The following is a 22,338-nucleotide window of genomic DNA, read 5'->3' on the forward strand; positions in this document are numbered from 1 at the left end:
GGCGATTTGTAACGACAACCCGCAGGACAATATGACGACATATGATCTGGTGATTCTGGGCGGCGGCCCGGGCGGCTTCGACGCAGCCATCGAGGCCGCCGGTTCCGGGCTCAGAACCGCGCTGGTGGAAGCGGCGGAACTCGGCGGCACCTGCCTGAACCGAGGCTGCATCCCCACCAAGCTCTGGCTCGGCGCCACCGAGGCCGTGGACGAGCTGGCCGCGCAGGCCAAGATGCGCGTCGCCACGGGCGACATCCACATCGACTTCCCGGCGTTGCAGTCGCGCAAGGACAAGTACATCGCTGCCACGCGCAAGGCCATGGGCCTCCGCCTGGCAGCCCTTGGCGTGGACCTCGTGGCCGGCCTCGGGCGCATCACCGGCCCCGGCAGCGTGGAGGTGCAGACTTCCGAAGGCACCAAGACCCTCGGCTGCCGCAACCTCCTCGTGGCTACGGGCTCGCGCCCCGGCAGCTTCCCCGGCCTCACGCCGGATGGCGCGAAGGTGCTCGACTCCACCGGCCTGCTGGCCTTGGCCGAGATGCCGGGGTCCCTCATCGTCGTGGGCGGTGGGTTCATCGGGCTGGAGATGGCCCAGGCCGCGCACCGCATGGGCGCGAAGATCACCCTGGTGGACGCCTTGCCGCGCCTGGCCGGCGCCGAGGACCCGGAGGTCAGCAAGACGCTGGAATCCGTGTTCAAGCGCCAGGGCTGGGACCTGCGCCTCGGCGTCAAGGTGGCCTCGGTCAAGACGCGCGGCGAGCACGCCGTGCTCACGCTGGAAGGCGGCGAGGAGGTGGTGGCCGACTGCGCGCTCATCGCCGTGGGCCGCAAGCCCAACACCGCCGACCTGGGCCTGGAAGCCCTCGGCGTCACCCTGACCGGCGCCGGCTACATCCAGACCGACGCGCAGCTCCAGGCCGCGCCGAACGTCTACGCCGTGGGCGACGTGAACGGGCGCATGCTGCTGGCCCACGCCGCCAGCCACCAGGCCCACTACGTGGTGGAGCGGCTGCTGGGGCACATTTCCGGCCCCTATGACTCCGGCCCGGTGCCGAGCATCCTCTACGGCGCTCCGGAAGTGTTCCGCGCCGGGCTCATGGCCCCCGTGGCGCAGGACGGCGCCAAGGCCCAGGGAGCAGCCGTGCTCGTCAGCCGCGCGCAGCTCATCGCCAACCCCATCGCCCAGGCCCACGCGGCCACGGCAGGGTTTGTGAAATGCGTCTGGCGCGAGGGCAAGATCGCGGGCATCACGGCGGTGGGCGCTGGCGTGTCGCGCCTGGCCTGCTTCGCCACGCAGATCATCCAACTCGGCTGGACCCGCGAGGACGCCGAAGCCTTCATGTTCCCCCATCCGACCCTGGACGAATCGCTCAAGGCCGCGCTTTTGGCCGACAAAGAGGCCGTGTAGGCCAAATGAGGAGACCCGCGTGACCACGACCAAGAAGCCCGCTGCAAAAAAACCGGCTGCCGCCAAGGCCGCAGCCAAGAAACCTGCCGCCGCCAAGAAGCCCACGACGGCGAAGAAGCCTGTAGCCAAGAAGTCGGCCGGCCCCATCCAGGTGGAGGCCATCAGCGCCCACCCGGAGTTCGACCTGTTCACCTACTGCGAGCTGTCCGGAGAGACGCGCATCGAGCACGACCTGCTGGAAGAGCTGGAGCCACGCTTCGACAACTGGGCCGCCAAGTACCTGCGCGCCTACAAAATCACCGACCCGGCCGCGCCCGGCGACGGCGGGCACCTCCTTGTCTGGCTGGAAGAGCCGGTTGAGGACGAGATCGAGGGTGTCTGGCAGGACTCCCAGAGCGCGGGCATGGGCTTCCACAACCTGGCCATCCACATGGTCATGAGCGCCGCCCACAACGTCATCCCCGAGCTGGCCGACAAGGGCTGCGCCCCCCTGCCCAAGCCCACCGCGGGCATCCTCAAGGCCTTTGAGAAGCTGGGGCTCATTTGGAACGCGGAGGGCACGGTGAACCGCCAGTTCGCGGTGTTTACACGCATGCCCTACAGCGAGGGCTGCAACATCTGCATGCTGCGCCCCAAGTGCCCCAACGCCCACGACGACTAGTCCGACACCTCGCCACGCACGTCAAAAAGGGCGATCCACCGCATCATGGTGGACCGCCCTTTCTCTTGGCTACGATATGGAAGGCAGGCAGAGCGCGGTTACTTCCTGTAGGCCTGCGCCCATTCAGGCACATCAGAAACCGAAGACAATGCCTGTTTCACCTCACCCTTGCGGGCCACCACGGCCAGACGGTCTGCGGTCAGGGCCATGAAACTGGTTAAAGCTTCGTAGTGCTGGCGAGATGCTTTGGAATGTTTAAGGTTTTTCTCAGTGCACGAAACATTGACCCAGGTCAGCGGCTTGACCAGCCAGCCGAAAAGCGCTGTCAGAAGTACGGATTTTGGCTTCACGTAGATGCCGTCCACCAACGGCGTGGCAAAGCCCAGGGCGTTTAAATAGTACAACAGCACGGGCAGATGCACCGGGTGGTTATGAAAGGCGAAGGCCTGGGACAGCGGCACATCGTGTCCGATGAACATCCATTTGACCTTGAAATATCCGGTGAACAGGAAGTGCAGGCGTGACTTGATGTTCATCATGTTCGGTGTGGTCAGCACAAAAACGCCCCCCACCCGCAGCACCCGAGCGATCTCGCCCAGCACAAAGCGGTGGTCGGGCACGTTTTGCAGCACCTCTGAGAGGACGACGCAGTCAAAAGAGGCGTCCAGATACGGCAGGGGCTCCATGATATCCACGCCTGTGTCAACCGGGACTGCCGGATTACGCTGCGGGTAGATGGAATAGTTGCTGCCGCGCACCTCATAGCCCCTGCGCAGCATGGCGTCGGCCAATATGCCTTCACCGCAGGAGAGTTCCAAAACCTTCGCTCCGGCAGGGACGTGCCGACTCACCAAATCCAGTGCCTTGGCCTTGGTGTGGCCTATGGCCTTTATGAGATTATGCAAGGATGCTGCTCCAATGGTCGCCTGTCCACAAACGGCGTACCCTCGAACCAACTGAGCCGAGTAGCGGCTACAGGTAGGCCAGCTTTTTGGGTGGGGTGGACTCTCCGAAAAAGGCTTCCAGCGCGGCGCGGTCATCCTCGCGGATGCGCAGTTCGGACACCGGCAGCGGCGCGGCCACCCCGGCGTACAGCTTGAGCGCACGCTCGACGAAGTCCGCCTGGAGGAACATGGCCTGGACCTCGTAGTCCTGGCCGCCCCAGCTCACGGTGAGCGGAATGATGTGCGTGGACAGCGGCTTGCACACGATGGCGTTGCCCGTGTGGGACAGGGTCTCCAGCACCGCCTCCGGAAACGACACGGCCCAGCGCGCCATGAGGATAAGAAACACCGGCTCCAGCGCCAGGTAGTAGTCCGGCTCCACCTTGCAGGCCACGGACTGGCCGGGCACGTTCAATATCTGGGGAGAGTCCTTGTAGGCCTGGGCCAGCCCCTTCTGCAGGCGGGTCAAAGCGTCCTGGTAATCCTTCAGCGGCATAGGCGGCCTCCTTGTGTGCGAATAAGTGCGCGGACCTCGCGGGCGTCTGCTGCGGCGCACGTTACATCGCCCCGCCCCGCGCCGCAAGCCCTGCAACCGCAAAGGACAGCTTGACGTATACAGGACTTGGGAATAGACTACGTAGCATGTCGTACTCAGTAATCCCAGACGAACCGGACTGCGCGGCAACGATCTACACCGCCGGGTTCTCCAACCTGCCGCTGCCGCGCTTTCTGGACAATCTGCAGGGTTACGGCGTCCAGGTATTGGTGGATGTTCGCTCCAAGCCTTATGCCGCCTACACCCCGCACTTCAACAAGGACCAGATCGAGCCCGCCGCCCATGCGGCAGGCCTGCGCTATTTGTACCTGGGCCGCGAACTGGGCGGCATGCCCGACAATCCCGGCTTCTACGACGACGAGGGCTACGTGCTCTACGACCGCATCGCAGGCACCGAGCCCTTCCAGGTCGCCATCGGGCGCGTGCTGACCGGCCTGCGCAAAGGCTACACCATGGCGCTCACCTGCGGGGAGGACAACCCGCGCCAGTGCCACCGGCGGCTGCTGCTGGGCCGGGTGCTGCGCGAACAGGGCGTGGCCGTGGCGCACATCCTCGCCGACGGCACGCTCATCTCCGAGGCCGAGCTTCTGGACGAGGAGCGCCGCGCGCCGAAGCAGCTCTCGCTCTTCGGAGGCGAGGCAGAGGAACGGCTGGCGTGGAGATCATACCGGCCGATCCTTCCGAAAAACGCCCCCAACGATACCTCGGACCTCTAGGTCCACTGACCGCCGACACGGCCCGACCCGCACGCGCCAAAGAGTCCTGCCGAAGAACGCCTGGAGCCTTTGCCCACCCCCTCGCCAGCAACCCGCCACCCCCCATCCGCCCCTCACCCTTGACATTCTCGCGTCCCTCTCCCTATAGGTTTAAACCTTGAAGATTTTTCGCAGGCGGTCCACAACCCGCCCGGAAGGCAGTTCCCGGCGGTAAACTCGATACACGGAGTAAGGGATGTCGGAAGCGCTCAAGTCTCAACGGACGTATGCTTTGGTTGGTCATGGCGGCAGCGGAAAAACCTCTGTCGCTGAAATGTTGCTCTTCAACGCCGGTGTGCTGAACCGTCTCGGAAAGATCGAAGACGGAACCACCACCCTCGATTTCGAGCCTGAAGAGATCAAGCGCCGCGGCTCCATCCAGCCGAGCTTCGCCAACTTCAAGTGGAACAAGAACCAGCATTTCCTCATCGACACGGCGGGCGACAACAACTTCAACGGCGACCTGCCCTACACCCTCGCCGCGGCCGACGCCGTGGTCTTCGTCATCGACGCCGTGGACGGCGTGAAGCCGCTCACCCGCAAGGCCTGGGGCGAAGTGAAGAAGGCCGGGCTCCCGGCCATCGTGTTCATCAACAAGATGGACCGCGACCGAGCGGACTTCCAAATGGCCTTCAACGGACTCAAGGACAGCCTGGGCATCAAGCCCGTGCTGCTGCACTACCCCATCGGCGAGCGCGAGGAGTTCAAGGGCGTGGTCGACATGCTGGAGGACAAGGCGCTCATGTTCGACGGCAAGGGCGGCGCCACCACTGGCGCGGTCCCGGCGGACGTCTCCGCCCTGTCCACCCCGCTGCGCGAGACCATGATCGAGAACATCGCCGAGAGCGACGAAGCGCTCATGGAAAAATACCTGGAGGCCGGCGAGCTGACGCCCGACGAGCTCAAGGCCGCGCTCGTGGCGGGCGTCAAAAGCGGCGAGCTGGTTCCCGTGGTCGTGGGCAGCGCGCTGAACAACATGGGCGGCCCGCAGCTGCTCGACACCATCCAGGCCGTGCTGCCCAGCCCGCTGGACCACCCCCACTGGGAGGGCGAGGACGGCTCCGCCCGCGAAAGCACCGAGGCCGCACCCGTGGCGGGCTTCGTGTTCAAGACCATGGCAGACCCCTTCGCCGGTCAGCTCACCGTCATGCGCGTGCTCTCGGGCACCCTCACCGGCGACCTGACCCTGGTGAACTCCCGCACCGGCCAGCAGGAACGCATGGGCCAGCTGCTTCTGACCAACGGCAAGGAGCAGGTTCCCTGCAAAACCCCGCTCGGCCCCGGCAGCATCGTCACCCTGGCAAAGCTCAAGGACACCAAGACCGGCGACAGCCTGTCCTCGGACAAGGCGCCCTTTGCGCTGAAGAAGCCCGCCCTGGCGCCCACGCTCATCACCTACGCCCTGGCGCCCAAGGAAAAGGGCGACGAGGACAAGGTCTACCAGGCCATGGCCAAGCTGCTGGACGAGGACGTGACCCTGAAGCTCGGCCGCGACGAGGAGACTGCGGACACGCTGCTCTCCGGCATGGGCCAGAACCACATCGAGGTCAGCGTTGAGCGCGCCAAGCGCCGCTACAAGGTGGAGATTGTCCTCAAGACCCCCAAGGTGCCCTACCGCGAGACCGTGAAGACGGCGGCGAGAGAGATCCAGGGCCGCCACAAGAAGCAGACCGGCGGCCGCGGCCAGTTCGGCGACTGCTGGATCCACCTTGAGCCCCAGCCCAAGGGCGCGGGCTACGAGTACGTTGACGCCATCGTTGGCGGCTCCATCCCCCGCCAGTACATCCCGGCGGTGGACAAGGGCGTGCAGGAATCCGCCGCGCGCGGCGTGCTCGCGGGCTTCCCGGTCATCGACTTCAAGGTGACCCTCTACGACGGCAGCTTCCACAACGTGGACTCCTCGGAAATGGCCTTCAAGATCGCGGGCTCCATCGCCTTCAAAAAGGCCTGCGAAAAGGCCAAGATGATCCTGCTCGAACCCATCATGACCGTCACCGTCGCCGTGCCCGACGCGCACATGGGCGACGTCATCGGCGACCTCTCCAGCCGCCGCGGCAAGGTGCTGGGCAGCGAGTCCCAGGGCGGCGTCACCGAGATCAAGGCCCACGTGCCCATGAGCGAGGTGCTCAAGTACGCCCCGGACCTGCGCTCCATGACCGGCGGCCAGGGCACCTTCACCATGGAGTTCGCCAACTACGAGGAATGCCCGCCGCCCATCGCGGCCAAGGTCATCGAGGAAAACAAGCGCGAACACGCCGAAGAGGAATAGCCCCGCCCGGCAAGACACGACGCACAGGCGGCGGGGACCATCTCCGCCGCCTTTTTCATGCGATGGGCAGTCCCAGGCGCTGCGAGCTTGTGCCTGCCTGGCTTTTCAAGTAGTGGAGCGATCACAAGACACCAACAGGGATGGTTATGTTCAGAGTACTGCGTTTCTTCCTCCTCCTCGTGCCCACCACGATCTATTACAGCATCAAGCAGCTGCTCCTCGACAAGGAGAAGGCCACGCCCGACGAGCGCGACCTGCCGGGCAAGGCCTATGGCCGCTTCATGCTGCGCATGGCGGGCATCAAGGTCGAGGCCGACCTCTCCGCGCTGGACCCGAAGGCCAACTACGTGTTCATGTGCAACCACCAGAGCCTGTTCGACATTCCCATCCTGTTCGACGCCCTGTGGGACTACCACATGCGTTTCGTGGCCAAGGAGAGCCTGTTCAAGATCCCCATCTACGGCAAGGCGCTTGGCGATGCGGGCCACATCTCCATCCGGCGCGAGAACCGGCGCTCGGCCATGAAGAGCGTGGACGAGGCCGTGGCCGCGGCGAAGGCGGGCATCGCGCCGCTGATTTTCCCGGAAGGCACGCGCAACCAGGACCTGTCGAAGCTCATGGACTTCAAGGTCGGCGGCATGGTGCTGGCGCTCAAATGCGGGCTGCCCGTGGCGCCCCTGGTCATGGAAGGCACCGGCAAGCTGCTGCCCAAGGGCAAGCGCTTCTTCAACCCCGACCAGCTGGTCCGCCTGAAGGCGCTGCCCCCGGTGGACCCGTCCGCCTACACCATGAAGGACCGCGAAAAATTCAAGGACGACATGTACGCCCTCATGAACGACGCCTACCAGAAACTGGCGAGGAGCTAAAAAATGGCGCACGGCCAGGACGGACTGACGATACACCCGCTGGGCGGCCTGGGGGAAATCGGGCTCAACTGCATGGCCTTCAAGGCCGATGGCTCGACGGTGCTGGTGGACTGCGGGCTCATGTTCCCCGAGGACTACCTCTTCGGCGTCGACGTGGTCATTCCGCGCTTCGAGCACGTGCTGGCCGAGAAGGACAAGCTCAAGGCGGTGGTGCTGACCCACGGCCACGAGGACCACATCGGCGCGCTGCCCTGGCTTCTGCCGCACATCAACGTGCCGGTTTACGGCTCGGACTTCACCCTTGCGCTTGTGGCCGCCAAACTCAGGGAGCACGGCATCGACGCCGACCTGCGCCCCGTGGAGCCCGGCGACCGCGTGGAGATGGGGCCCTTCGCCTTCAACTTCATCCCCGTCTGCCACTCCATCATCAAGGGCTACGCCCTGGGCATCGAGACCCCACAGGGCCGCGTGCTGCACACCGGCGACTTCAAGATCGACCGCAACCCCATGGATGGGCACCTGACGGACATGGACGCCATCCGCCGCTTTGCCGAGCCAGGGGTCAAGCTGCTCCTTTCCGACTCCACCAACGTGGAGCGCGAAGGCTTCGCGCTTACCGAGCGCGAGATCATGGCCTCCTTGCGCGAGATCTTCGACAAGGCGCGCGGCCGCATCATCGTCACGCTGTTCTCCAGCCACATCCAGCGCCTGCAGGAAATCTTCGACCTGGCAGCCGCCTGCGGACGCAAGGTGGCCATCTCCGGCAAAAGCCTGGCCCGCAACATCGATCTTGCGCGCGAACTCGGCTACCTGCGCATCCCGGCAGGCACCCTGGTGGAGGTGGAGGAAACCTCAAGCCTGATCGACGAGCAGGTGGTGCTGGTGGTCACGGGTTCCCAGGGCGAGCCCCTGGCGGCCCTGTCGCGCATGTCGCTCGACGAGCACCGCCAAATGCGCATCAAGAAGGGCGACTTGGTGCTGTTGTCCTCGCGCTTCATCCCCGGCAACGTGCTGGCCATCACCAAGGTCATCAACCGGCTCTACAAGCTCGGCGCGGAAGTCCTCTACGAGAAGGTCCAGGCCATCCACGCCTCTGGACACGCACACCGCGAGGAGCTGCGCATCATGCTGGAGGCGGTGCGGCCCAAGTATTTCGTGCCCATCCACGGCGAGTATCGCCATCTGGTGAAGCACACGCGCCTGGCCGTGGAATGCGGGGTGGCCCCGGAGCGGGCCCTGGTGCTGGAAGACGGCCAGCCGCTGACCATTCTCGCCCAGGGCATCCGCCTGGAGGAAGCCGTACCCGCGGAACGCATCCTGGTGGACGGAAAGGGCGTGGGCGACGTGGGCCAGAGCGTGCTCAAGGAGCGGCAGCTTCTGGCCGGGGAAGGCATGGTGGTGGTGCTTCTGGTCATCGACAAGGAGACCGGAGAGATCACCCTCGGGCCGGACATCGTGTCCAAGGGCTTCGTGTTCGAGCAGCAATACGCCCACCTGCTGGAGGACGCCAAGTGCGTTGTCATGGAAGAGGTGGAGAACAGTCCAACGGGCAACGTCAAGAAGATCAAGGAGCGCGTGCGCATGGCGCTGCGCCGCTTCTTCCGCAACGTGCTCGACCGCGACCCCGTGGTGGTGCCGCTGGTCATCTCCATCTAGCCTGAAACGGCTGCGCCTGCCCTAGCGGGAGTTGGCGTAGGCGTTGGCGGCCCGAAAGCGAACGCTGTTCACCGTCGCGCGGTCCTGGATCTGCTCCGGCGCGTCCGGCGCGTCGGCTGGCGCCGGGGCCTCCGCAACCTCGGCCACGGCGGCAACCTCGGGCACGGCGCTTGCTTCCGGCTGCGGCGCGGCGGCAGTCGGCACAGTTGGCTGCGGGTAGGCCGAAGGATACGCCGTCGGGTAGGCCGGGGCAGCCACGGCTGGCTTCGCGCTAGGCTGGGCGTCCTGGGCCGGGCGCGTCACGGAAGATTGCGAGGCCGGGGCCATGCCCTCCTGGCCCGGAATGATCTGGGCGAAAGCCTGCCGCAGGCCAGTAAGAATCGCGATCACCTCATCAAGCTTCTTCGGATTCATCTCAATGTTCGCCTGCAACAACCTCGTGTTGCACATGAAGTACATCCGGCTCAGGTTCCTGGCGATGTCACCGCCCTTCTCCTTGTTCAGGCTTTCGTGCAGTTCGCTGACGATCTCGATGGCCTTGGTGATCGAGATCCCCTTGGCGGCGAAATCGCGCTCGGCGATCTTGTCCTTGGCCTGCTTGATATGCTTGATGGCCGTATCATACAGCATGAGCAGCAGATCGCCCTGGGTTGCCGTGGTGACCTGCGTCGAAAGATATGCCTTGGCAGCCTTGAGCATGAGCTGAGCCTCCGTTCTTCTAAACGATTACTTGCCGAGCTGGTCAATTGCGCTCGTCAGCTGTGTTTGCTGCTGTGCGAGCTTGCCAAGCAAGGCGTCCAGGCGCGCATACTTTTCCTGCATCGACTGCTTGAGCTTGGCGATGCGCGAGGTTTCGTATTCAATCTTCTCGTCGATGCTGTTGGTAATGTCGCCGTAGTTCTCTTCCAGAATATGCAGCGGCCCTTCGGTGCTGCTGGTGAGCGTCTTCAGCTTCTTGATCAATTCCCCGGCCTTGCCGAGCTTCAGGTTCACAGTCCCGGTCATGGTGCTGTTCAGCGTCTGGTTGTCCAGCTGGATGACGAGACCGGCCTCGTCATAGCCGTAGGCGCCGGTGATCCTCCACCCGTCTATGCCCGCCGCATGCCCGTTGATGGTGGCGCTGGTGATTCCTGTGCCGTCGGTGGTGATGCTGACCTCGTAGCTTCCCGGCTGGGTGGTGCCGCCGATGTGCGAGAGGTAGGAAAAGTTCGACGATTCGCTCTCGCCCAGGTAGTCGGCTGCAAAGAGCTTGGCCACGGCGTCGGGGTCGGATGACAGCGCGCTGTCCAGAATTTCCTCATCGAGGACGAGCAGGCCGCTTGTGGTGGAGCCCTGGTCAGCGTCGGTGCTGATGCCAAGCTGGGAAAGCGAGGAGAAATAGTCGCCGGTGATGGTGCTGCCAGACACGCTGTAGTAGTTGAAGCCAAGCCCCTTGTCCGCGCAGATGTCCTTCAGCTGGGTGGAGATCATCTGCACCGCGTAGTTGCCGGTCAAGATCGATCCTTGCGGGTTCTTGGCGTCGGTGGTGTCGACCTTGGTGATGCTCTGGATCAGGGAGCGCACCTCGTTGACTTGGCTCACGAACGTCCGGATGTTCTCCTTGACGGCGGCTGTGTCCGTGCTGATGCCGATCTGCAGCGTGGCGTTGGAGTTGGCCTGCTTCAGGTTCATGGTCACCCCTGGGACCACGTCCGAGACCGTATTCGAGTCGCGCGAGAGCCAGTTGGACGCGCCGATTGGGTAGCCGTCCACCTTGATGTGCGAGCTTTGGGCGTTCTGCGTGTTGTCAAAGGCCGCTGGCTGAAAGACGAGCCCGCCCGTGCTTGAGAGCACCACCTGGTTGGCGTCGCCCTGGCCCAGGCCGTAAATCTGCAGGTGATAGACCGAGCCGTCGTAGATGGTGGTGGCCTTGATCTTCCCGCTGCACAAGGCGTTGTTGTTGATGTAGTTCACAAGCCCGCTGAGCGTCGTTCCCGCAGAGATGTTGGAGAGGGTGATGCTGGTGCCTGCGTAAGAAAAGGTGATGTTCGAGTTGGAGGTCATCACCGAGCTGGTGAGCGCGCTCACGCCCGAGGTCGTGGTCAGGACATCGTTCTGCGCAAGCTGTCCCACGATGACGCTGTGCGTGGAAACCTGCGCGGAGCTGTCCGCCGTGGCGGTCAGGGCGGAGGTGTCCGTGCTGGTCACGGCCTTGACCATGAAGGAGTCCATGGTGTCCATGCCTTCAAGAGTGGTCTTGAGCGTCAGCATCTTGGTGTTCAGGTTCTGGAACTGCTCAACCTTGTCGTCCCATTCCTTCTTCCAGCTCTCAAGCCTGGTGATGTGAACGGTTTCAGCCTTCACCAACCCGTCGATAAGGGCGTTGAAGTCCGTGCCGTTGCCCAGGCCGGCGATGTTGATCTGGCCGGAAGTGTATGAAGAAGTGATCGAGGTTGTCATGCTTGCGTCCTCTGTGAGGGAAATTATTTCCTGGTCCTTTTACCCCACCTGATTTGTGCAAGCCTGGTGCCAGAACGACAGGGGCCGCCTCGCGGCGGCCCCTTGTGTTCTCGTTTGCCGTGGATTGACCTTGACTCTTCAGCTAGCGTTAGCCACCGATCAGCTGCATGGCGAGTCGGCCGAGGCCGTTGGCCTGGGACAGCATGGCCACCGCAGACTGGGTCAGGATCTGCTGGCGAGTGAACTCGGTCATTTCCGTCGCGACGTCGACGTCGGACACGAGCGACTCGGCAGCCTGGGTGTTCTCAGCCTGGATGGACAGGTTGGTGATCGTGTTCTGCAGACGGTTCTGCATGGAGCCCAGGTTGGCGCGAATCTTGTCCTTGGAGATGATGGCGTTGTTCAGGGAATCCAGAGCGGTCTGAGCCAGCTGCTGGGTGGAGATGGACTTGCCGTTGGTGGCTCCGGTGGCGCCAAGGCCGACGCCCAGGGCGGAGGCAGTGGAGTTGTCGATGGAGATGTAGTAGTAGTCCTCGGAGGAGTCGTTGCCGGTGCCGAAGTGGACCTTCATGGGGCCGGTGGCCTTGAGGGCTGCACCGTTGTGGGTGCTGTTGGTGCCGGAGAGGTTGCCGTTCAACAGGTGGATGCCGTTGAAGTCGGTGGAGTTGGCGATTCGGGTAATTTCCGAAGCCATGGCCTGGTACTCGGAGTCGATGATGAGGCGCTGGTCCGAAGAATAGGTGCCGGTGGACGCCTGCATGGCCAGTTCCTTCATGCGGATGAGCTTCTCGTCGATAACGCCGAGGGCTCCGTCAGCAGTCTGGATCATCGAGATGGCGTCGTTGGCGTTGCGGATGCCCTGCTGCAAGCTCTTGATTTCCGAACGCATGATTTCGCGAACGGCCAGGCCGGCGGCGTCGTCCGCGGCGGTCTGAATGCGCAAGCCGGAAGACAGGCGGCGAGTCGAGTTGGCCAGCTTGCCGTAAGAGTCCGTCAGCAAACGGGCGGTCGTCATGGACATCATGTTATGGTTAATTGTAAGAGCCATATCCATTTCCTCCTTGAAAGTTTTTTGGCATCCATGCCATTCGGTGGTCCTCTTGGGGCGACATCGCCTGCGGGGCCAATCCGATTGTTTCTACGCACTCCTCATCGACGTGCCCCAGGAAAACTTTAGGAGCTTGCCAAACTTTCTTTCATCGAAAGTGAACTTTCCCATGCGGGCGCAAGAAAAGACCCCGCATCTGGTTGGAGGCGGGGTCTCTCGTGTGGCTCTGGCCCTGGTCGGCCAGGTTTGCGGCTATTCTGGCGGCAGGGGGAGCGCGGCGAAATATCCGGCCTTGCTGGAAGCGGCCCCGGCCACGCCCAGGTCCAGCGAGGGTCCGGCCGAAGTTTCGGACAGCGTGCCGCTCGCGATGAGCGAAGGAGCCTGGCTGGCGCAGAACCAGGCGGTTTGCCGCGCGGCCAGATCCATGAGCCCGGCCAGGGTGTTGGTGAACACGTCTCCCGTTGCGGGGTTGCGGAAGGTCAGCTTGCCGGAGACGGAGTCGCGCTTGTCCCATAGCTGGGCGGCGTAGAACAGGGCCGCGATCTCGCGCCCCTTGTCGGGAAGCCAGCCTTCCAGCTCACGCACCCAGCGGGACAGGGTCGGCATGCGGCAAAGCGCCTGCATGTAGCAGTAGTTGTCCAGGGCGGAATCGAAGGCGGCGAAGGCCTTGGCGGCGTCCATTCCGGCCATGCGGCCCAGCAGTTCTGGTGGAAAAGCCTCGGAGAGCTTGCCCTCAACCCCGTTCACCACGCCGCGCAGGGAGGTTTTCTCCACCGCCGCCGGGCCGCCCGCCGCCACCATGTCGAGCAGGGTCTCCAGGGTGCGGTGCCTGCGCACTGCCCTGGTCCGGCGCACGGGATCCTCGTCGTAGTAATTGCCCGTGAAGTGGTAGACCAGGGGGTGGATGGTGGCGTCGGCGAAGATGTGCGAGACGAGCCCCACGAAAAATGACGTGGGCAGGGGCAGCCCGCGCATGGCGTGCATGTGCGGGGCATAGAGCCGGAGCAGCTCGTAGGTGTCCTCGCCCTGCGCCCCGTGCAGGCGCTGCGGCAGGGCCTTGAGCCCTTCGGGATAGTCTCCGCGCAGGTAGAAGAGCACATCGTGGAACACCGCGCCGTAACGCAGGCCGTTGGGGCTGTTCCTGAGCGCCGGACCGAAGGGGCCGGAAGCAAGCAGCTCGGCGGCGCGCTCGGCCACCATCCAGTGCACGATCTCCCTTGGCATGCTCACCTCCCTGGCTGCGACCGGACTCTCCACCGGAAGCTTGTCGATGGCCTCTGCTTGGGCTATACCCTGCCTGTCCGCATGCGGCAACCCGGCCGCGCATGTGCGGGCAACGCCTTACAGGGAGCGCACAGGTGACCCAGTTCATCCGCAAGGAATTCGAGATCGACGAGGCGGACAAGACCACCGTCTTCCGCCACGACGCCCCGGCCCCCAGGCCCAGCATGCCCGGCGGCGGCATCATCTATATCATAGGGCTGCCCGGCTGCGGCAAATCCGCAGTGGCCGAGCACCTGGCGGGCGCCCTGGGCTGCACGGCCCAGGAATTGCCGCTGGACGGGCCCGACGCGGCGCTGGACCGCATCCTCGCGGACGCGCCAACAGGCCCGGCCGTGGTGGAGGTGCCCTACAAGCTGCTCCTGGCCGAGAGCTTCCGCGCGCGCCTGGGCTCAACCGGCCGCGTGCTCTACCTCATGGCCAGCGTGGAGGCCATGGCCGAGCGCCTGGCCAAGACGCCCGAGGAGCAGGAAAAGGTGCGTGAACGCCTGGGCCGCCTGCGCACCTCCTACGAGCCGCTCATCATGCAGACCCTGCACCTGATGGCCCCTGCCGACGCGCCGCTCGACGAGGTGCTGGCCGACGTCCTGGAGCGCGTGCGCATGTAGCGCGCGGGCGAACCTCATCCTTTCTGGAGACCCCATGCCTGTCAAACCGCTCAAGGTCGAACTCCTCGCCAGCACCCCGGACGCCCTGGCCCTCATCTACGCAGCCTTTCGCCAGTGCTACCACGCGGGCTTCGTGGCCGACATGTGGCCCAAGCTTTTGTCCGGCGAGGTGGACCGGGAGACCCAGGCCGATTTCGTGCGCAAGGTTCTGGAAAGCGGCCATGACAGCCCCATCGAGCACGCCAGCTTCACCTTCGCGGTGGAGGGCATCTCTCGGGCCTGCTCGCACCAGATCGTGCGCCACCGCCTGGCCTCCTATTCCCAGCAAAGCCAGCGCTACGTGGACGGCTCGGACATGGATTTCATCCTGCCGCCGGCCATTGCCAAAATTCCGGAGGCCAAGGCCCGTTTCGAGGCCTTCATGGACGAGGTGGGCAGCGCCTACCGCGACCTCAAGGGCATCCTCGAAGCCCATGGGCGCAAGGAGAAATCCAAGGAAGACGCCCGCTTCGTGCTGCCCCAGGCCGCGGAGACCAAGATCGTCATCACCATGAACTGCCGGGCGCTGCTGCATTTCTTCCACCTGCGGTGCTGCCTGCGCGCCCAGTGGGAGATTCGCGCCCTGGCCGAGGCCATGCTTGAGCTCTGCAAGGCCGAGCTGCCCGCCATCTTCGCCACGGCCGGAGCCAAGTGCGAATCCCTGGGCTTCTGCCCCGAAAGCCCACGCTTCGCCTGCGGAAAATTTCCGACGCGGGCCGACCTGGACAAGGCCAGGGCCGAGGCGGACAAGGGCGGCCAGGCCTAGACAGCCGCCCGGGTGTGATTATTTTTTGGCCTGCCCTGGAGACTTTCCGCTGAAGGAGCGCAATCCATGACGAGCCAACTGAAGACCCTGTTCCTGCTGGCCCTGCTTACGGGCCTCATGCTGCTGCTGGGCCAGGCCGCAGGCGGCAAGACCGGCCTGGTCATCGCGCTGGTCCTCGCCCTGGTCATGAACTTCGTGAGTTACTGGTACTCCGACAAGATCGTGCTTTCCATGTACAGCGCGCGCGAGCTCGGCCCCGCCGACGCGCCCTGGCTGCACGCCATCGTGGCCGAACTGGCCCAGGCGGGCGGCATCCCCAAGCCGCGCATCTGCGTCATCCCCCAGGCCGCGCCCAACGCCTTCGCCACGGGCAGGAACCCGGAAAACGCCGTTGTGGCGGTCACCGAGGGCATCATGCGCGCCCTCTCGCCCGAGGAGCTGCGCGGGGTGCTCGCCCACGAGGTGGCGCACATCGCCAACCGCGACATCCTGATCCAGAGCGTTGCGGCCGTGCTCGGCGCGGCCATCATGAGCATCGCCCACATGCTCCAGTGGGGGGCCATGTTCGGAGGCAGGCGCGACGACAGGGAAGGCGGCGGACTCTCGGCCCTGGCACTGGCGCTCATCGCGCCCCTGGCGGCCATGCTCATCCAGATGGCCATCTCCCGCTCCCGCGAATACCTGGCCGATGAAACCGGGGCGCGCCTCTCGGGCCGCCCCCTGGACCTGGCCAGCGCCCTGGCCCGGCTCGACGCAGCCTCGCGCCAGATTCCGCTTGAGGGCAACCCGGTGGCCGAGAACATGTTCATCGTCAACCCGTTCAGCGCCGGGGGCTTCTCCAGCCTGTTCAGCACCCACCCGCCCATGGCCGAACGCATCGAACGCCTGCGCGCCCTGGCCCGCAGACAGGGCGCCTAGCGTGGCCGCCCGCTCCCTGCCCCAGACCCTGGCCCTGGCCGTATCCCTGGCCTTGTCCCTGGTCGCCCTGCCCTGCCCGGAGTCCCTGGCCGCGTCGCCTCCGACGCAAAACGCGGGCGACTCGAACCCGCGCCGCACCCCGGTGGTGCGCGTGGTGCAGGAGGCCGGCCCCGCGGTGGTGAGCATCGTCAGCGCCCGACCGGCGCAGACGCCCTTCGCCAACGACCAGCTGCAACGCTTCCTGGGCCTGCCCAGCACCCCGCAGCAGCAAAAGCAGACCACGCGCAGCCTTGGCTCCGGCGTCATCATCGACGGCAAGCGGGGCTTCGTACTCACAAACGCCCACGTCATCTCCGGCGCGGCGGAAATCACCGCTCGCCTGCAGGACGGGCGTGAATTCCAGGCCAGCCTCGTTGGCGCCGACCCGGACATCGATCTGGCGGTGCTGCGCCTGGAACTGCCCGGACCCAACCGCCCCACGCTGCCCCAGGCGCGCATGGGCGACTCCTCGGATCTCATGATCGGCGAGCCGGTCATCACCATCGGCAACCCCTTCGGGCTGTCCCACACGGTGACCACGGGCGTCATCTCTGCCGTGAACCGCTCGGTGCGCTCCAGCCAGACCTACATCACCGGGCTCATCCAGACCGACGCGGCCATCAACCCCGGCAACTCCGGCGGGCCGATGCTGAACATCCTGGGCCAAGTGGTGGGCATCAACTCCGCCGTCTTCGCCAAGGGCGAGGGCCTGGGCTTCGCCATCCCCATCAACAAGGCCAAGCGCGTGCTGGACGAGCTCATCGCCACGGGCCGGGTGGCGCATATCTGGCTGGGGCTGCTGGGCGAAAACATGGAGCAGGACCAGGCGGCCTATTTCGGGCTGAAGCACGTGGGCGGCATGGTCGTCACCGACGTGTTCCCCAAGACCCCTGCCGAGGCTGCCGGCATCAAGCCCGGCGACGCGCTTTTGTCCATCGGAGAGGTTGAGGTGCAGGACAAGTCCCAGTTCCTGGCGCTCCTGCTCAACTACGCCAAGGGCGACAGCATCCGCGTGAAGCTGCGCCGGAGCAAAGACCCCTTCGAGGTGCGGCTGACGCCACAGGTGCTGGACCGCCAGGCCAGCCTCAACCTGCTCGACTGGCGCTGGGGCTTCTCCCCGTCCACCGAGGGCAAGGGCGCCGCATCAGCGGGTGGGCCAACGGCCGGAGGCGGGGACGCCGGGGGAGTGACCATCGCGGAGGTTCGGGCTGGCGGCCCGGCGGCAAGGCTGGGCATCAAGCCCGGCGACGTGGTGCTCCAGGTGGGCAGCCGCCGCACCGCGAACGAGGCGGATCTGCTGGGGGCCTTCTACCGCTACCAGATGCACACGACGCTCATCCTGAGCGTGCAGCGCGGCGGGCAGAGCTACAACGTGCGCATGAAGATCTAGGGCTGACGCGGGGCTTCCGGCATGGCCGCCGGGGCGTCTGACGAAGCCGCACGCTGACGCGGCGAAGCGTCCTGCTCCTGGGAGGCTTCCAACGCCTTGGCCCTTTTGCGGTCCTGGCGCTCCTTCTTCTCCAGCTTGAGCTCCTCGCGGCGGGCGAGCTTCTTGGCCTTGCCCGCCTTGGCCTCCTCCTTTGAAATGACCCCGTCGCGGTTCAGGTCCAACTCGCCGAACTGCTTCTCGCGGCGGGCCAGAAACTCCTTGCGGGTCACGCGGCCGTCCTCGTTGGCGTCCAGGTTCGAGAGCGGGGGCTTGGGCGGCTTGTCTCCCGCTGCGCGTGGCTTCACCGGCTTGCCCTGGGCCAGGCGCTTGGCGTCGGCCTTGGCCTTGGCCGCGCGCGCCTCCTGGGCTGAGACCACCCCGTCGGCGTTGGCGTCGAGCTTGGCGAAGCGCTTCTTCGAAGAGGCAAGATACTCTTCCCGGCTGATGCGGCCGTCGTGGTTCTCGTCAAGGGAGCGCAGGTAGCGCTTGCCGTCGTTTTGCACGGCCGGGCCGCGCGCCTGCCGCTTGGGCTGGGCCTTGGCGGGGGTGACCTTTTCAGGCGCAACGCTGTCTGGAAGTGCCTTGAATTGCAGCGGCTTGCCCGCAGCAGACTTGACTGGAACGGCTTTGGTCGGAACAGCTTTCTTGGGAGAAGCGGAAGGCGCGCTTGGAGCCGCGTCGGCCTCTAGGGGCGGGGCGTCCTGGGCCAGCGCTTGCGCCGGGGCGACAACCAGCGACAACGCCAGGAGAAGCGGTGCGAGCCGGGCCCTCAACAGGTGTCGGCCTTGCACTTGAGCAGGGTCTGGGTCCACTGGATGGACTCGGTATAGTTGATGGCCGAGGTCTCGCGGTCAAGCCCCCTGCTGTCGAGGAAGTCCTCAACGTCATCCCAGTTGCCGACCTCGATGTCCTCCACCAGCGACAGCCAGGACCAGTAGGGCGAAGGCTTGGACAACAGCGCCGCCTCCACCTCCTTGTCCAACGGGATATTCTCCAGCAGCTTGTTCATGGGCTGGGCCAGCAGCACGTCGAGTCGCGAGAACAGCCCCAGCAGGAACAGGGTCTCCGGCGAAAAGCTGGCGTTCTTGAAGAGCTTGCCCATGCTCTCCAGGTAGCGGGCGCGCTGCAGCGAGGTGTACGCGGCCTCCTGCACCTTGGAGGTGCTGTCGAAATCGGAGATGATCACCGCCAGGAACCACTGCTTGATCTGCTGCTTGCCCAAAAGGGTCAGCGCCTGCTGGATGGATTGGATCTTGGAGCGCAGGGAAAAGGCCGCGGAGTTGATGAAGTTCAGCAGGCGGTAGGTCACGCTTGGGTCAGAGGAGATGATCCGCGCAAGTTCGCGCACGTCGAAGTCCTCGCCCGTCAGCGCGCGCAGGAGCCGCATCTTGGCCAGCACCGGTGTGGGCACCTTGCTGCCGGTCATGGTCTCCGGTCGACTGAAATAGAACCCCTGGAACAGCGAGAAGCCGTAGCTCTTGCACAAATCATAGGTGGCCCGGTCCTCGACCTTCTCCGCCAGCAGGCGGCAGCCGAACTTCTGCAGGGCCGCGCCGATGGCTTTGAGCTTGTCCGGCGCCATGCCCAGCACCTCCACCTTGACGATGTCCGCCATGGCGATGACTTCCTCGAAGCCGGGCTGGCCGACGTAGTCGTCCAGGGCGATGACGTAGCCGTGCTCCTTGAGGCGCCGAAGCGCCGCGATCATCTCCGGGGTGGGGGTGATGGTCTCAAGCACCTCGACCACGCAGATCTCCCGTGGCAGGGCGTAGACGGAATCGTCGAGCAGCAGGCGCTGGGGAAAATTTATGAAGGCCTTGCGGGACTTGTCCATGCCGGAGAAGGCCAGGGAGAAGCCGTCCGCGATGACGGAAGCTGTGGCGACGTCATCTTCCGTGACGTCGGCGGTCTTGGCCGAAGCGCTTCCACGGAACAGCAACTCGTAGGCCCAGACCTTCTCGTGCACGTCAAATATGGGCTGGCGCGCCACGAAAATGGCCCTATGGTCCATCAAAACCTGTGGAGGCGGCACGGGTTGAGTCATGATATAAGTATCGCTCGTTTCGCAGTTCCACGCAAGACGAAAAGAGGATTCTCCCGACTACTTGGGCGGAGCCGCGGCTGGCGGAGCCGCTTCGGTGGCGTTCTGCTGGGGCTTCTCGGTCATGGCCCGGTACTCCTCCTCCAGAATCGCGGGAATGGGCCGCACCCAGAAGGTCTCCTTGACCTGCTCCTTGGCGTCCTTCGGGGTGCGCGCCGGGCAGGCCTTGATGACGGCTCTTGTCGGGCATTCCGGCGAGGAAAGGGTCGCGGTCAGGCACTTGCCGTCGGAATCGGCGGTGTAGGGAATGACACGGCGCATGGGGTGCCAGGTCCGATCCTGCACGATGACCTGCCCATCGGGCATGACGGCGCAGAGGTACTCGGAGTTCTTGGAGGCGTAGAAGACCGCGACGATGTAAACGCCGTCCTGGACCTTCCCCTTGTAGCTGAACTCGTTCTCCTTCTTGCAGAGGATGCGCGAGAGCACCTGCTTGCACAGGGAGAGGTTCACGTCGTCTCCTGCGGCCCACGCCTTCGGAGCAGCGGTCAGAAGGGTCAGCACCAGGGCCAGGGCCGACAACAGCAGCCGGGGGAGAGGACGCGGGGTGTCAGGCATTTCGTTGTTCCGTCAGGAGAAAGATTTGAAAGCCGTCGGGGCTGTCGGTTTCGCATTGCTGGGCGCAACCGGCGCACTGGTAGCTGCCGGGCCGATGAAACCAGCGGGCCTTGGCCGGATTTTCGCAGCGAAAGTAGGCATACACCGACGCCGACACAGTGCCGTGATACGGGATGTATCCCTGTTGCCGGACGAAATCGAGAAATCGCATGCCTTGCCCCCTGCCTGGCGCGCGGCGTGATGCCAGGCGCCTGTTGCGGTTTGTAGCCTGTCCGTCAGAAATTGCAACGCCCGCCCGGCCATGGCTGGCGGAAAACACGCCCTGGGTGCAGGAATATCGAACTGCCCCCTTGATTTTTTGGACAAACAGGCCGAAGTAGAGCCAAGTCAGAGCAGTATCTGACAAAGTGCCCAGGACCGGGAAGGGACATTGGAACAGCAGCCAGCAGAACATAGCGTTCATGCCCTCCAAAGCGCCGGGACAAGACCAGAGTGGCCCGCGCGCCTTGAGGCCTATCTCGCCGCCCTGCGCCCGCTCAAGGAAAGAAGCACCGTCCGCGAGGTGCTGGAGCGCGAATTGCTGCTCTCCTTCATCGAGACCAACAGCGGTGGCATCAGCGAATACCCCATGCTGGAATCCCAGCAGCAGAGCATCATCAACACCCTGTGCCGCCGCACAGACCACCCAGCCGACGCCTTTCTGCGCAAGCTGGCCGGAAATTTTCCGCTTCTGCTGAACCGCCTGGACAAGGAGCAGGCCTCCGGGGACGAGGCCGCCGTCGCCCAGACCTCTGCGCTCTTGCGCAACACCGAGTCGCTGCTGGTAAAAAGCGTTCAGGGCATGGTCTTCGCCATGGGCCTGACCACGGACAACTACGAGGAGCTCATCATGCGCCACTTCGGCGCGCCTGGGCTTTCGCAGTTCGCCGAACTCATCAAGACCCGCCAGATGGACCAGAGCTTCTGGCGTGAGTTCGTGGAGCGCTTCATCGCCCAGCACGTCGCCGAGGGCTACGAGCACCTTACCAGCGAGGGCAAGTTCATGCTCTCCAAGGACGGCCAGCAGGTCCTCATCCGCTTCCTGTTCGACGACGTGCTCGCCACCCTGCACGACTCTCCCGGCGAAATCCCCAAGACGCGCATCCAGACCGCGTTTGAATCCGCCAGCGCGGAGGCGCCCGAAAGCCAGGCCGTGCGCAAGATGGTCCAGGCCTGCCTGCTCAAAGGCTTGTCCTTCCTGCCAGGCGACCTGCTCCTGGAACACCTGGAAAGCGCCGCCCTCATCGTCTGCATGGATCCGGTGGCCATGAGCCTGTACCGCGCCATGCAGGCACGCGCAAGCGGCCAGCCGCCGCAGGAGAAGCACCCGCTGCCGTTCATCATGGAGCAGGCCGTGGCCCTGGCGCTTGGGGCCATGCTGGTCCTCAGCCAGGCGCGCGAGCATTTCCTCACGGCGCAGGCGTCCCTGCGCTCCGACGAGCTCGAAGCCGTCCGTTCCCTGGCCCAAGGGTTGTCCATCGATGCCCTGGAGCGCGTGCTGTTCTACCTGCTGGAAAGCGCCTTCGTGGGGCTCCTGCGCGAGAAGGCAAGAGACGAAGGCGCGAAAATCAGCGTACGCAGCGTGGCCGCCCGCAGAAGCCTTGTGCCTGCAGTGGACGCGCTGGCCAAGCAAGGCCTGTCGCGCATCCGCAAGACGCAAATCTGGACCCAGGACCCCACGCGCCCGGACATGCTGCTGTTCAAGCCCAAAAACCCCCAGCAGTTGGCGGCGCTCATGCAGGTGCTGCAAATGGAAGCCCCGCTGCAGACGGCGGTGCGCGCCCTCTGGGACAAGGCCCCCCTGCGCAGGGATTTCCTGGTGGTCATCGACCTGACGCAAGTGGCCCGCACAACCCAGAACATCAAGGCCAAACTCACGGAATTGCTCTCGAAATACGGCGTCCTCCAACAGCAGAACGTTGCGCCCGTACCACCTGGAGCCGTGCAGCCGCAGGAAT

Annotated in this window: 21 protein-coding genes; 11 read left to right on the top strand and 10 right to left on the bottom strand. The window is 64.8% G+C overall.

Annotation, left to right across the window (positions count from 1 at the left end):
* Positions 1 to 31 precede the first annotated feature (31 nt).
* On the top strand, positions 32 to 1,408 hold the full coding sequence (locus RDU24_RS07155; RefSeq protein WP_308735065.1) for a dihydrolipoyl dehydrogenase family protein: 1,377 nt from the start codon (positions 32 to 34) through the stop codon (positions 1,406 to 1,408).
* A gap of 19 nt (positions 1,409 to 1,427) precedes the next feature.
* Positions 1,428 to 2,069 carry a hypothetical protein gene (locus tag RDU24_RS07160; protein ID WP_308735066.1) on the top strand — a complete coding sequence of 214 codons (642 nt, stop codon included), beginning with the start codon at positions 1,428 to 1,430 and terminating at the stop codon, positions 2,067 to 2,069.
* 98 nt (positions 2,070 to 2,167) lie between these two features.
* On the opposite strand, the gene RDU24_RS07165 is transcribed toward RDU24_RS07160, so the two are convergent.
* Together RDU24_RS07165 and RDU24_RS07170 are read right to left on the bottom strand one after the other, a co-directional pair.
* Complete coding sequence (locus RDU24_RS07165; protein WP_308735067.1) at positions 2,168 to 3,109, bottom strand: class I SAM-dependent methyltransferase; 942 nt, start codon at positions 3,107 to 3,109, stop codon at positions 2,168 to 2,170.
* Complete coding sequence (locus RDU24_RS07170; RefSeq protein WP_308735068.1) at positions 3,042 to 3,509, bottom strand: hypothetical protein; 468 nt, start codon at positions 3,507 to 3,509, stop codon at positions 3,042 to 3,044. The genes RDU24_RS07165 and RDU24_RS07170 overlap by 68 nt, the downstream gene beginning before the upstream one ends.
* Positions 3,510 to 3,655: 146 nt before the next feature.
* Between RDU24_RS07170 and RDU24_RS07175 the strand changes: the two genes are divergently transcribed.
* From RDU24_RS07175 to RDU24_RS07190, 4 genes are all read left to right on the top strand, one after another.
* Positions 3,656 to 4,285: a DUF488 domain-containing protein gene (locus RDU24_RS07175; RefSeq protein ID WP_308735069.1), complete on the top strand. Its 630-nt coding sequence runs from the start codon at positions 3,656 to 3,658 to the stop codon at positions 4,283 to 4,285.
* A gap of 235 nt (positions 4,286 to 4,520) precedes the next feature.
* Complete coding sequence (fusA, locus tag RDU24_RS07180; RefSeq protein ID WP_308735070.1) at positions 4,521 to 6,593, top strand: elongation factor G; 2,073 nt, start codon at positions 4,521 to 4,523, stop codon at positions 6,591 to 6,593.
* 146 nt (positions 6,594 to 6,739) lie between these two features.
* Entirely contained in the window at positions 6,740 to 7,459 is a 720-nt protein-coding gene (locus tag RDU24_RS07185; RefSeq protein WP_308735071.1) for a lysophospholipid acyltransferase family protein, read from the top strand.
* 3 nt (positions 7,460 to 7,462) lie between these two features.
* Positions 7,463 to 9,115, top strand: a complete 1,653-nt coding sequence (locus RDU24_RS07190; RefSeq protein WP_308735072.1) for a ribonuclease J — start codon at positions 7,463 to 7,465, stop codon at positions 9,113 to 9,115.
* 21 nt (positions 9,116 to 9,136) lie between these two features.
* On the opposite strand, the gene fliS is transcribed toward RDU24_RS07190, so the two are convergent.
* The 4 genes from fliS to RDU24_RS07210 all read right to left on the bottom strand — a co-directional run bounded on the left by fliS (position 9,137) and on the right by RDU24_RS07210 (position 13,826).
* On the bottom strand, positions 9,137 to 9,814 hold the full coding sequence (fliS, locus tag RDU24_RS07195; RefSeq protein WP_308735073.1) for a flagellar export chaperone FliS: 678 nt from the start codon (positions 9,812 to 9,814) through the stop codon (positions 9,137 to 9,139).
* Positions 9,815 to 9,841: 27 nt separating this feature from the next.
* On the bottom strand, positions 9,842 to 11,554 hold the full coding sequence (gene fliD / locus RDU24_RS07200; RefSeq protein WP_308735074.1) for a flagellar filament capping protein FliD: 1,713 nt from the start codon (positions 11,552 to 11,554) through the stop codon (positions 9,842 to 9,844).
* 148 nt (positions 11,555 to 11,702) lie between these two features.
* Positions 11,703 to 12,602, bottom strand: a complete 900-nt coding sequence (locus RDU24_RS07205; RefSeq protein ID WP_308735075.1) for a flagellin N-terminal helical domain-containing protein — start codon at positions 12,600 to 12,602, stop codon at positions 11,703 to 11,705.
* A gap of 252 nt (positions 12,603 to 12,854) precedes the next feature.
* Complete coding sequence (locus RDU24_RS07210; RefSeq protein ID WP_308735076.1) at positions 12,855 to 13,826, bottom strand: zinc dependent phospholipase C family protein; 972 nt, start codon at positions 13,824 to 13,826, stop codon at positions 12,855 to 12,857.
* A gap of 134 nt (positions 13,827 to 13,960) precedes the next feature.
* Between RDU24_RS07210 and RDU24_RS07215 the strand changes: the two genes are divergently transcribed.
* From RDU24_RS07215 to RDU24_RS07230, 4 genes are all read left to right on the top strand, one after another.
* Positions 13,961 to 14,491, top strand: coding sequence for a hypothetical protein (locus RDU24_RS07215; RefSeq protein ID WP_308735077.1), 531 nt, complete (start codon positions 13,961 to 13,963; stop codon positions 14,489 to 14,491).
* A gap of 34 nt (positions 14,492 to 14,525) precedes the next feature.
* Complete coding sequence (thyX, locus tag RDU24_RS07220) at positions 14,526 to 15,296, top strand: FAD-dependent thymidylate synthase (protein ID WP_308735078.1); 771 nt, start codon at positions 14,526 to 14,528, stop codon at positions 15,294 to 15,296.
* Positions 15,297 to 15,362: 66 nt separating this feature from the next.
* A complete protein-coding gene (locus RDU24_RS07225) occupies positions 15,363 to 16,214 on the top strand; it encodes a zinc metalloprotease HtpX (RefSeq protein ID WP_308735079.1) in 852 nt (283 codons plus the stop codon).
* A 1-nt stretch (position 16,215) separates the two neighbouring features.
* A complete protein-coding gene (locus RDU24_RS07230) occupies positions 16,216 to 17,643 on the top strand; it encodes a trypsin-like peptidase domain-containing protein (protein ID WP_308735080.1) in 1,428 nt (475 codons plus the stop codon).
* On the opposite strand, the gene RDU24_RS07235 is transcribed toward RDU24_RS07230, so the two are convergent.
* The 4 genes from RDU24_RS07235 to RDU24_RS07250 all read right to left on the bottom strand — a co-directional run bounded on the left by RDU24_RS07235 (position 17,640) and on the right by RDU24_RS07250 (position 20,804).
* A complete protein-coding gene (locus RDU24_RS07235) occupies positions 17,640 to 18,455 on the bottom strand; it encodes an EF-hand domain-containing protein (RefSeq protein ID WP_308735081.1) in 816 nt (271 codons plus the stop codon). The two genes, RDU24_RS07230 and RDU24_RS07235, sit on opposite strands and share 4 nt — an antisense overlap.
* A complete protein-coding gene (locus RDU24_RS07240) occupies positions 18,452 to 19,693 on the bottom strand; it encodes an EAL and HDOD domain-containing protein (RefSeq protein ID WP_308735082.1) in 1,242 nt (413 codons plus the stop codon). Before RDU24_RS07240 ends, RDU24_RS07235 begins: the two co-directional genes overlap by 4 nt.
* 90 nt (positions 19,694 to 19,783) lie before the next feature.
* Positions 19,784 to 20,341 carry a hypothetical protein gene (locus RDU24_RS07245; RefSeq protein ID WP_308735083.1) on the bottom strand — a complete coding sequence of 186 codons (558 nt, stop codon included), beginning with the start codon at positions 20,339 to 20,341 and terminating at the stop codon, positions 19,784 to 19,786.
* Positions 20,334 to 20,804, bottom strand: a complete 471-nt coding sequence (locus tag RDU24_RS07250) for a hypothetical protein (protein WP_308735084.1) — start codon at positions 20,802 to 20,804, stop codon at positions 20,334 to 20,336. The genes RDU24_RS07245 and RDU24_RS07250 overlap by 8 nt, the downstream gene beginning before the upstream one ends.
* On the opposite strand from RDU24_RS07250, the gene RDU24_RS07255 reads away from it, so the two are divergent.
* Positions 20,772 to 22,338 (top strand): hypothetical protein (locus RDU24_RS07255; protein WP_308735085.1); only part of this gene is annotated, 1,567 nt, incomplete at its 3' end. The two genes, RDU24_RS07250 and RDU24_RS07255, sit on opposite strands and share 33 nt — an antisense overlap.

The sequence above is a fragment of the Humidesulfovibrio sp. genome (assembly GCF_031082295.1).
Lineage (GTDB): Bacteria > Desulfobacterota > Desulfovibrionia > Desulfovibrionales > Desulfovibrionaceae > Humidesulfovibrio.

Excerpts from the sequence above, each read along its gene's own strand:
- RDU24_RS07185 (WP_308735071.1), top strand. The coding sequence starts at position 6,740 with ATGTTCAGAGTACTGCGTTTCTTCCTCCTCCTCGTGCCCACCACGATC.
- fliS (WP_308735073.1), bottom strand. The coding sequence starts at position 9,814 with ATGCTCAAGGCTGCCAAGGCATATCTTTCGACGCAGGTCACCACGGCA.
- RDU24_RS07190 (WP_308735072.1), top strand. The coding sequence starts at position 7,463 with ATGGCGCACGGCCAGGACGGACTGACGATACACCCGCTGGGCGGCCTG.
- RDU24_RS07155 (WP_308735065.1), top strand. The coding sequence starts at position 32 with ATGACGACATATGATCTGGTGATTCTGGGCGGCGGCCCGGGCGGCTTC.
- fliD (WP_308735074.1), bottom strand. The coding sequence starts at position 11,554 with ATGACAACCTCGATCACTTCTTCATACACTTCCGGCCAGATCAACATC.
- RDU24_RS07210 (WP_308735076.1), bottom strand. The coding sequence starts at position 13,826 with ATGCCAAGGGAGATCGTGCACTGGATGGTGGCCGAGCGCGCCGCCGAG.
- RDU24_RS07170 (WP_308735068.1), bottom strand. The coding sequence starts at position 3,509 with ATGCCGCTGAAGGATTACCAGGACGCTTTGACCCGCCTGCAGAAGGGG.
- RDU24_RS07205 (WP_308735075.1), bottom strand. The coding sequence starts at position 12,602 with ATGGCTCTTACAATTAACCATAACATGATGTCCATGACGACCGCCCGT.
- thyX (WP_308735078.1), top strand. The coding sequence starts at position 14,526 with ATGCCTGTCAAACCGCTCAAGGTCGAACTCCTCGCCAGCACCCCGGAC.
- RDU24_RS07225 (WP_308735079.1), top strand. The coding sequence starts at position 15,363 with ATGACGAGCCAACTGAAGACCCTGTTCCTGCTGGCCCTGCTTACGGGC.
- RDU24_RS07250 (WP_308735084.1), bottom strand. The coding sequence starts at position 20,804 with ATGAACGCTATGTTCTGCTGGCTGCTGTTCCAATGTCCCTTCCCGGTC.
- RDU24_RS07245 (WP_308735083.1), bottom strand. The coding sequence starts at position 20,341 with ATGCCTGACACCCCGCGTCCTCTCCCCCGGCTGCTGTTGTCGGCCCTG.
- fusA (WP_308735070.1), top strand. The coding sequence starts at position 4,521 with ATGTCGGAAGCGCTCAAGTCTCAACGGACGTATGCTTTGGTTGGTCAT.
- RDU24_RS07175 (WP_308735069.1), top strand. The coding sequence starts at position 3,656 with ATGTCGTACTCAGTAATCCCAGACGAACCGGACTGCGCGGCAACGATC.
- RDU24_RS07240 (WP_308735082.1), bottom strand. The coding sequence starts at position 19,693 with ATGGACCATAGGGCCATTTTCGTGGCGCGCCAGCCCATATTTGACGTG.
- RDU24_RS07165 (WP_308735067.1), bottom strand. The coding sequence starts at position 3,109 with ATGACCGCGCCGCGCTGGAAGCCTTTTTCGGAGAGTCCACCCCACCCA.